6 protein-coding genes are annotated in these 6,777 nt (G+C 45.6%); 3 read left to right on the forward strand and 3 right to left on the reverse strand.

The features are described from left to right. The first annotated feature begins 293 nt into the window (after positions 1 to 293). The 3 genes from L0156_27010 to L0156_27020 are packed head-to-tail and all read left to right on the forward strand — an operon-like array spanning position 294 to position 3,016. Positions 294 to 641, forward strand: a complete 348-nt coding sequence (locus L0156_27010) for a hypothetical protein (protein ID MCI0606651.1) — start codon at positions 294 to 296, stop codon at positions 639 to 641. A 42-nt stretch (positions 642 to 683) separates the two neighbouring features. Then, positions 684 to 2,582 (forward strand): hypothetical protein, encoded by a 1,899-nt coding sequence (locus tag L0156_27015; GenBank protein MCI0606652.1) that lies wholly within the window; start codon positions 684 to 686, stop codon positions 2,580 to 2,582. Between the two features lie 23 nt (positions 2,583 to 2,605). After that, positions 2,606 to 3,016 carry a DUF1360 domain-containing protein gene (locus L0156_27020; protein MCI0606653.1) on the forward strand — a complete coding sequence of 137 codons (411 nt, stop codon included), beginning with the start codon at positions 2,606 to 2,608 and terminating at the stop codon, positions 3,014 to 3,016. Positions 3,017 to 3,042: 26 nt separating this feature from the next. On the opposite strand, the gene L0156_27025 is transcribed toward L0156_27020, so the two are convergent. From L0156_27025 to L0156_27035, 3 genes are read right to left on the reverse strand one after another with little or no spacing between them, the layout of a single operon-like run. Continuing rightward, entirely contained in the window at positions 3,043 to 3,237 is a 195-nt protein-coding gene (locus tag L0156_27025; GenBank protein MCI0606654.1) for a hypothetical protein, read from the reverse strand. Between the two features lie 41 nt (positions 3,238 to 3,278). After that, the gene (locus tag L0156_27030; protein ID MCI0606655.1) at positions 3,279 to 4,343 is read right to left on the reverse strand and encodes a phytase; all 1,065 of its coding nucleotides are present in this window, start codon (positions 4,341 to 4,343) and stop codon (positions 3,279 to 3,281) included. Continuing rightward, positions 4,336 to 6,771, reverse strand: a complete 2,436-nt coding sequence (locus tag L0156_27035) for a phospholipase D-like domain-containing protein (protein ID MCI0606656.1) — start codon at positions 6,769 to 6,771, stop codon at positions 4,336 to 4,338. The genes L0156_27030 and L0156_27035 overlap by 8 nt, the downstream gene beginning before the upstream one ends. Between the last annotated feature and the right edge of the window lie 6 nt (positions 6,772 to 6,777).

Below are 6,777 nucleotides of genomic sequence, written 5' to 3' on the forward strand. Positions count from 1 at the left end.
CCATTACACTGTTCGCAGTTCAGTCCAAAGACTCCCGCACCAATACAAGATCGGCACGTCTGAGAGCGCAGTGGGCTACCACAGTCGCAATAATTAAGCCCTCCAAATTTCCTATCCATATATATACATGTACAAACTAACAGATAGAAATGTATCGTTTTCCCATTTATGAAAGATAAAACGAGCAGATCGATAAAGTGATACTTCCTGAGTGGCCTTATTGGTATGTATAAGATTTCAGACTGATTCATAAAATTGAGGATCTTTGAAAGGACTCAGTCAAGGAGATGCGTATGGCAAACCGTAAAGATACTAGCGAGAATACCCCGTCACGAGATGAATATCAGCTCAGATTTGTTGGATTAAAAGCTGGTGATGAGCCTCCACATGTTGTTGTGCAGGCAATTGATAAAAATAATAAGATCCTTCACTCAGCCGATGTCGGTGCTGAAGGTAAATTTACTTTACCTGCTGATGTGTTAAAGCGATCACAAACAGTAATAATCGGCCCACCGCCGGATGAAAAAGGCGCATTAGTGCATGGCGGAATTAGATATCGATCTGAAGAGTTCAATGCAAGCATCATTGATGGAAGACTTGGATTGGCAGAAGCCGTATGGGGAAAATTTTTCTGCTTCTAAGTTTGTGTCAGCGGGCGCGTGGAGGTATGCCGCCGACGGCCCTTGTGGTTCGATAGTGTTTTTGCTCTCGCCGCTTCTCCGCTTAAAGAGCTCGCACAAGTAAGCAAAATCTCGATTAAAAATAGTGTTTCCTCAACTACTCTTTCAGGTGCAGCCGATGTACTGATGAAGGCGTCGCCAACTTTAAGCGAACTGATTTTTTGGCCTTATCGTTGCTATCCGGTTTGCCTCGGTACAGTTGAGGTCTACCGTAGAACATGTTGCTGTTATCCAATCGTGATTGATGATTGGAGGCTTGATCGTTTAATCAGGGATCTCGAGATTTTAGTTGAAAAACTTCCGAAGTTTCCGCCACCACCACCTCCCCCTCCGATTGATCCGTTGAAAACTCCAATTTTCGAAGGCGGTGCCTTGAACGAAATGGCACTCAACGCAGCGTACGATCTTAAAGCATTGCGAACGCTTCCACGAGATCAAGCAATTTCATACGTGAGCCAAAGGGCGTACCTTGTAAGATGGCTATGTAGTTGTGGACAACCAGTGAAGGTGGGATCTGGCTCCATCAATCCGGATGGAACATTCAACATCTGTTGGCGTGACTGCCTGCGAATTTTTTCGCCATTTTGCAATGACCAGTATGCATACAAAGTCAAACAGACGATCGGAGGTGTTGAAACAACGATCTATGATGGAGTCACAGCAGGAATTTGGTTTAACCAAAGTGATGACGCTGTTCTATCATCGTATAATTCTGGCGCGTTTACATGTGATGAAACTGGAAGGCCTCACGGCGATGCCGTTGTTTTCCTCGACCTAATTGGTGATACAGACAGCTACGAACTAATTACACCTGATGCAACAGGATGGGATCGAGTTGCGGCGCCATCTAGCAACAGTGGGCTTCTTTTTCCTGGCATTGGCCCGAACTCGAGCCATGAGCGCAATCTCGGCGGGAACTTGGAGTTGGCGTTCTTCTTTTCACTGGCGATGAGAGATCCAGCAATCGATGCAAAGTATTACCGAGTGAGTGTGAGTCGCGCCGACAGCATAGGAAACCCAACCGGGCCACGTTACTATTTCAAAGATGGACTGGCGTGGGATAAAGTGGTGGGATTGGACGTTGTGCCATACTCTTTAGGTCCACAAGTCCAAGGTGGTGAAGCAAATCTTTATGAAATCCCCTACACGGATCAGGGATGGGTCGGAAATGTTCGTTACCATGCGCTGATTAATACAACCAAAACGGAATTTTTCTTTCCAGACGCACTTGACCTCACCAGTCCATCAGAGCGCCATCTCATCACACTTGAAGTATTCGACTCTACTGGTCAGCGTATACGTCCACTGGGTACACCAGCAACTGGACAGCCCGGCGCAGAAGCTCCAAAACCATTCAAATTCCATCGGTGGTTTCAGGAAAGCGGAAGCCCAGGTGACGACTTGAAACAGGTTCCCTTTGGAGCATTGACACACCTCTTCCTGTGGGACAATCGTCCACCGGTCTCCGATATCACACGTTTGGTAAAGTCAGGTGTACCGTCAGCTGAAGAATGCCAATTCTTGGAAGGCAACAAGAATGCGACGTTCGGCATTGAATATCGATCCTATGCTCCAGACCAACGTTGCCTTTATGATCAGGACATTAATTGGTTGCGTGGTTTGAACGGAAGTTCAGCGAATGGAGGAGTTGGCACACTCGCAACTCCTGCGCCACCAGTTAACGTTGGGCAGCCAATGGCTGGTCCCGGACTAAGCGGAACAAATACTTTTGAACTAATGTTGACACGCTTAGACCCGCCTAACCAGCCGACTGTTCTAGATAAGTGTTCGTTCGCTGTAACTTTGACTACGTGGTCGAAGACTACTGATGGACAAACTCATTATCCTTATCCTTATACTCAAGAAACGGCAGCATTCGCATTAGAAATTCATGGAAACTAAAACTGTTATCGTTCGAGAATGCAATGGGTGAAGATAGCATCTGGTTGAAATTTGTTCTTGCAAGTCTCGCGACCTGGCGGATTACGCATCTTCTAGTAAACGAAGACGGCCCAGCGGACATTTTCTACCGATTACGAATCAGGCTAGGACGTGTCGCTATAGGTAAGTTGATTGATTGTTTTCACTGTCTTAGCTTCTGGGTTGCAGCACCCATTGCATTCTTTGTTTCGCAGAAACCTGTAATTGTCCTGTTCACATGGCTAGCACTTTCCGGTGCGGCTTGTCTTTTGGAGCGTATCGGTCAGAAGCCAGTTATCATCCAGCCGATGGATCAAGAAAATGAGGGAGAGATTGATTATGGGATGTTGCGGTCAAAAACGAATGAGCCTCCAAACGGTGACTTCGTCAGCACTTCATCAAACGATGCAAAATAGCACAAGGAATATTGGTCATAGTTCAGTCAATTTGCGATATTCGGAAAGCTCCCCAATATCGGTCCGCGGTCCGGCAACTGGGCAAACCTACCAATTTTCCAGGCTTCTCCCAATTCAATCCGTGGATCTACGTGATGCACAGTTTCTTCTGCAGCTCCGTATTTTCCGCCGGCACTTGTGAAAACTCCAATCTTATTTTTGATTGTACAAATCTGATACATCCTCAGCCTTCCGTTGGTACACACATATATATAGGATAGGTTTAATTACAAGGAGGTAGGCCAGCGGCTTTCAAAAAGTCAGTGAAATCATAAAGTTCCGCATGTCTTCCGCCAGATTTGTCGGGGTCGCTTTGTGCTACTAAGAGTCCACCAGGAAAATCCGGCAATGGTTTTGTTTCTAGCGCAATTCCATCTGTCCGGCTCGCTCTTCCCTGCACCATTGCAAGATGTCGAAATGACTCCCTGTCAAAAAATTCAAACTCTGTAACAGAGCGCTGGTCCGAAACAATGTAGTATCCGCTCGAACGACAATCTGCTAAAACACTCCCTTCAACATCGGCCTGAAAATGCCCTTTACCAAAACTGCTTAGATATTTTCCTTCCATGTCATACACTTTCACATCACGCGCATTTTCATCTGCTACCAGCACACGACCTTTTTCTGAATCTACCATTACTGTTTCTTGACCAACTGTAAGTTCTTTTCCAAATTTTCTGTCAGCATCACCAGTAATTTTTCCATCCTCTTCGCGAATCTTAAACCGTATTACCTTTGCATCATCTTTACCTTCTTTCGGAACGACATATACAAAAATGGCGCCATCAGACTCACGCTTGTAAGTGCTAATTCCCATTGGACGCTGAAGGTCTTTTGCAAAAGTCCCAGCACGTTGAAAATCAGGAACTGTGAAAACATGAATTGCATTTCCATCGCGATCAGTTACGAACACTAGATCTTTACCTGACAAAAATGGAGAGTTCTGAACGATCGAAATTCCGTTAGGACGGCTCATCCCTTCAACACGAGTCACCAGTGGGACGTTACGTTCAGCACGAAACACAAGCATGCTTCCGCTCCCCTTTTCGCTTAATAGAATCAGGCTTTCCGAAGGATTGCTCGCTATCCATATTGCAGGCGAGTCCACATTTTTTCCGGGCTGAGTCATACTTCTTGGCTGCAACACGTTTGCAAGAGACTGTTTCTCATTTTCTGCATGTTTTTTGTTCTCGCAACCGAACGCAAAATAAAACAACGCTAGCGACATTAGAACAACAATCAATTGCCTGGTCATTTCATTTTTACAAATTTTTTGCAGCTTAGTCATCTTCTAGCAGCTCCGATAAACGGACGCGTCGATATCCCGGAGGCGGCGTAGTTCCAACTGCTTCGAAAACCACCACTTCCTGTTTTATAAAGCGCTTCGGTTTGATATGGTTAGCCCGCAACCAATCAACCTCAAAGGCTTCAGCGTAGTACGATGCAATCTCTTCATCTTCAAAAATAAGCGATGCATCTCGATTCAGCGTGACGCCAGGCTTACTCCAGTTATTACTTCCGAGAAGCATACGTTTGCCATCAACGATCATGCCTTTTGTGTGATGATTCTCAATGACACGCAGGCGTTCATCGATATCAACACCTTTGGATTTAAAGTACCACGCGGCATGAGATGGGCTAGATAGCTTACTTCCACCGACTCTTAAGATCACACGGGCATCATCAAGCGTTTTCAATTTTTGTGTAAGCGCTTTGATCAGTTCATCGATAAAACCGCGGTCCTGACGTGGATTTGAGGGCATCCCAATATATGGAATCTGGAACAGTAAACTATTTCTTGCCGAACGAATTAGATCTAAAACGGCATCAGAATAAACTGCTCCTTCCTGATCGGGCGTTAGTAAAGGACGGACTTTGACCTGCCGGCTGATCGTTTTTGGTTTTAGAATCTGACTTGGAGGTTTTCGCTCAAACGCAATTGCCTCCAACTCCAACGGGACATCTACAAATATTTCATCCAACAAACTCCTAGATTCCAGGTTGCCACCTAATTCTTTGGAACGCTTAAAATCTTGAAGAATGTGGTTGCGGTACCGGTTCGCTAAAGTCTGATTGTGAATCACCACATGCCATTCGCGGTTTCCTGGCAGATCGACCTCAGTAGCGTTCTCGCGCTGTTCTTCGGTGATGATCGGTTGACTGGATCCCAGTTTCCAGTTGCCGGAAGATAACCAGAATGTGTCATCATCGCGAACTGTTACTTTGATGTGGTACGAATCCGAAATAAGCCCACTGATTCCTTCAGGCGCAACGATACGGTTGAAATCGAAACGATTTGCCCAATCATCAAAGACTTGAACCCGATCAAATTCTTCGTCTTTTACTTTTGAAAATGTGGCATTGTCCAATACCAACGTTAGCTCCGCACCATTTTCAAGCCGTTGCTCAATTGCATCTTTAATATGCGGAGCGTGGAACTCGTACATTGCAGAAACCATTTTTCCATTTGCACCCTGGAGGAACTTCTGCAAGACATCCCATGAGTATTCTGGTCCTACGTGCAAAATGATGTCCATGTTTTCATTGACTGGCGCGAATGAGAATTTTTCACCGGTCCTTGCATTGTCATCGTATGAGATCGATTCTACTGACTCTACTAATGGAGTCGTTTGTAACTGCTCATCTACATCTGCTGCTAAATATCGGATCGGTATTCCATGAAAATCATTCGGAGCTTTTGATTCAAATATTGATAAGCTTTCTGGAAGAACGGAAACTGCTATGCAGGGCTGGTCCCCTATTCTTTCACCATCATCAAAATAACCCACGCGAACAGCAAGAACTCCATCTGGCCGGGCATCCCAATAATCAAGAACAGCCCGCTCCACCTGTGCCATATCAGTCACAGCAGTGGATGACATAGTTGCTTGTGACAGTCCCATGGAAGGTGTGCCGAGATTAACAGTAATAGTCAGCGGAATGGTCATTGAAACTGAACCAGGACCGGATGCAACAATACCAGGTTGCTGAGTAAGAGACGTTTGACTCTGACTCGCAGGTTTTGACGGTTTGTGTGATTCGATCTCGTAAGGTTGATTCCATTTTTTTCCGCGTATGTAATTCGTAAGAATTGATGCAGGCACAGCGAAATTATTCTCTTTATAAAGACCTGCAAAATGCAGCCCTACTGCTTGACCTGTAGCGAGATTGATAACCACAGAACCCGAATTTCCACCAAGCGTTGTGCAGTCGTGCGTGCTTGAACCTCTTTCCATTCCTGTTGTGAATCCGGGCGCAGCGCGCTTTATATCAAAGCGACCAAGATAAAGATCTTGCATCAGTTGTTGATCCGGAATTATGGACTTCGGAGCACGGGCGGGATAACCAATAACGCAAACGGGAACATCTACTGGCACATCGGTCGCAGTAACTGGAATAAATGGAAGATTCGATCCTGTTGTACGACGCTCCACCCGCAGGAATGCAATATCGTACGGTTTTGATTCTGGTTCAATGTAAAGCACTTCCTTCACTTTGAAAATTCTGTTTGAATCAGGATCCAGATCATCGAATTCGTGAGCGTTGCACAATGAAGACTGAAGAGTCCGACCGGCAATACCACGGTTAAATGCAAAGCGGCGGCCGTCCCATTTCGCAATAAGCGATGCAACATGGCGGTTTGTTACAACGACATCATTATCTACAAACCAACCTGTCCCTAGAAAACCTGTGCCGGGAAAATTAACTACATCGATTCGACC

Source organism: bacterium, from assembly GCA_022616075.1.
GTDB lineage: Bacteria > Acidobacteriota > HRBIN11 > JAKEFK01 > JAKEFK01 > JAKEFK01.